Source organism: Oleiphilus sp. HI0079 (assembly GCF_001635105.1).
This window is the reverse complement of sequence record NZ_LWFT01000611.1, coordinates 1-3,082: the sequence shown is the minus strand read 5'-3', so window position 1 is coordinate 3,082 and position 3,082 is coordinate 1. Positions and strand designations below refer to the sequence as shown.

3 protein-coding genes are annotated in these 3,082 nt (G+C 48.3%); all 3 read right to left on the bottom strand.

The genetic code is table 11. The annotated features are described in order from the left end of the window. A partial coding sequence (locus A3750_RS10840; protein ID WP_156498517.1) for a tetratricopeptide repeat protein occupies window positions 1-1,324 on the bottom strand: 1,324 nt, incomplete at its 3' end. Window positions 1,325-1,513: 189 nt separating this feature from the next. Then, window positions 1,514-2,107, bottom strand: a complete 594-nt coding sequence (cysC, locus tag A3750_RS10835; protein WP_068548263.1) for an adenylyl-sulfate kinase — start codon at window positions 2,105-2,107, stop codon at window positions 1,514-1,516. Between the two features lie 96 nt (window positions 2,108-2,203). After that, a partial coding sequence (locus A3750_RS10830; RefSeq protein WP_156498516.1) for a UDP-glucose/GDP-mannose dehydrogenase family protein occupies window positions 2,204-3,082 on the bottom strand: 879 nt, incomplete at its 5' end.

Sequence of the window (3,082 nt, the reverse complement as noted above, 5' to 3'; positions counted from 1 at the left end):
TTTGAAGATGAGGCAACTCCTTGTTCCGGTCGGCATTTGGCGTGCTACGATAAAAACTCGCGAGCGCGAGCTGCAGACGGACATTCTTTGGAGCCAAACCTGCGGCCTTGATAATGGCGGCCTCGCCTTTATCGTACTGCCCGTCCGAGACGGCAGCCAAACCATAAAGCGCCAGTATCTCGACAGATGTTTGCTGATCAATCGTAGGCTCTAACGCTTCAAGCACGCGTTTGGGCTCGTTCAGCTTCAAATTGGTCGCCATGTAAACTTGCGTTGCAAGTGGACTCGACGTTTCGGGATCAACCACGTCACCAAGGTAACGAGCTGCGGCCTCCGCATCACCCTGCATGTAACTGATGATGCCAAGCACCTGCCGTGAACGCACGTGGCCCGGGTATCTCTCCACAAGAGCAACAAGCTTCTCTTTGGCCTCGTCTAGGCGATTCTCTTCAAAATCTTTCATCGCCTCCTGAAAACTATCATTCGCCTCCGTCGCCCCGGGGAAAGCTTCAGACAGAAGCTTGGTATAAATATACGCCTCGTTCGAACGGCCCAAACGCGTTAGCACATAGGACAAGCGCTCAAGTGTAAGCACTCGATCAGGCATCATTTGATCCGTTGTCGGCAGCACAGAGAGTAGTTGGCTCAAGGTACCTTCTGCCCCCTCAAGATCATTTTCTGAAATTTGGATGCCCGCTTTGAGCAACTGAGCCTTAGCGTAGACCTGCTCAGATTCAGAAACCTTGTTGATCCGTTCCAAAGCCGAAGACATATTGCCCTCAACTGCATCGATCGTTGCCAGACCGATCATCGCTTTACCATCCGAAGCGTTGTTTGCAGCTAACTTGCTATAAACCGCGCGCGATTCTTCCAACTTCCCTCGCTTAGAAAGAATCTCAGCTTCGAGCAACATTTTTTCGCGTGTAGGTTCGGTGAGTTTCTCTAGAGCGCTATCTGCAGACTGAAATTTACCAAGCGCGATATAAGTCTCAGCGAGCTCCAAAAGGTAGGCTTCGGAGCTTTCGTTAGGAATCGCCTCGAGATAGGCACGAGCATTTCGATGATCGCCAACCTCATTCATCACATCAGCGAACTCAATCATTACTTCCGGGTTGCCGCCAGACTTTTTAGCCGCATTTCTGTATTCGATCATCGCCGCTTTATACTGCCCTTGACCTTGATAGGCTTTGGCTCGATCCAAGTGATTTTGATATTCCGTATCGGTGTCATCGCCACCGCAGGCCGCCAATAACAATGCCGCGGATACAGTGCTGACCAATTTGAGTTTGGTAAAACGACGACTTATGCTGCTAATGCTTTCCATGTTCAACCTTGATGAGTTCTTTATTTGTTGTGTTCTTTTCTGCCCTGCTCAATCAAACCTGAGCGTAACCCTTATAATTTTTAATTCGCTCGATACTCTACTCTAATCGAGAGTGATAATTAAGATCTAGCCAAAAACCAAACTCCAAGAACAGCTTTCGACTAGCTTTCCTTTTCGCCGCAGCGCTCTTTAAATGTAACCATGCGTTTTCAGGTATGAATAAATTTTCTGCGCACATTCTTCAACTGAAAGCGCACCCGCATTAATGACGATTTCGGCCGAATCCGGAGCTTCGTAAGCAGAGTCTATGCCTGTAAAGTTCTTAATCTGACCCTGGCGCGCTTTTTTGTACAAGCCTTTTGGGTCGCGGTCTTCACATACACTCAGATCCGTCGCGACATACACTTCGATAAACTCACCAACCGGGAACAAAGTACGCACCATTTGACGGTCCGAGCGAAAAGGAGAGATAAAAGCAGAAAGCACGATTAAGCCGGCATCTACAAATAAGTGGCCCACCTCGCCAATTCGACGAATATTCTCAACTCGCTCTTGGTCTGAAAAGCCCAGATCCCGATTTAGACCATGGCGAACGTTATCGCCATCTAGCAAATAAGTGTGCTTGTCATGAGAAAACAACAGCTCATCAAGGGCGTTCGCAACCGTTGATTTACCAGCACCACTTAAACCTGTAAACCAAATCATACAGGGCTTTTGCCGCTTTTGAGTAGCGCGCTGATCACGCTGAATTTGATGGTCGTGCCATCGGATATTTTTGCTCAAACCACTTTCTCACTTATTGTTTTTTGATTTTACTATATCGCCATTCCGGACAGCGCAATACTATCCGGAATGCACGGAGCGGGGCTAGTCCACTCCTTATTTACGGCCTATGGCGTAGTATGTAAATCCATAACTTTTAACGATAGCAGGGTCATACAAGTTACGCCCATCAACAATCACCGGGTTAACAAGTTTTTGCTTCACGGCCTCGTAATCCATCGCTCTAAAGTTTTTCCATTCTGTACAAATGACAAGCGCCTCCGCGCCCTCAATCGCAGCCTCTTTAGAGCCCAACAACGCAAGATCGTCACGCTCACCATAAATGCGAGTACATTCTTCGCTTGCTTCTGGGTCATACGCTTTTACTTTTGCACCAGCCGCCCAAAGCGCTTCCATTAAACAGCGTGAGGGCGCTTCGCGCATATCATCCGTTTCAGGTTTAAAAGCCAAGCCCCAAACAGCAATGGTCTTGCCGGCTAAATCACCATCAAAATGCGCACTCAGCTTCTCAAACAAACGATGCTTCTGGCGATTGTTCACGTTCTCAACCGATTGCACTAGCTCAGCTTCATAGCCTACGTCACGCGCAATTCGCGTCAAAGCCTGCACATCTTTCGGAAAACAAGAACCACCATAACCCGCACCGGGATAGATAAACTGAAAACCAATGCGCGGATCTGAACCAATGCCCAAACGAACTGACTCGATATCGGCCTCTAAGCGCTCTGCAAGGTTCGCCATTTCGTTCATAAAGCTGATCTTAGTCGCCAACATCGCGTTCGCAGCATACTTCGTCAACTCAGCGGAACGGACATCCATAAACAAAATTTTGTCATGGTTTCGATTAAACGGTGCGTAGAGTTCTCGCATTGGCGCCTCAGAAGAGGCTTTAGAAATACCCACAACGATGCGATCCGGCTTCATAAAATCACCGACGGCAGCGCCCTCTTTCAAAAACTCAGGATTCGAGACCAC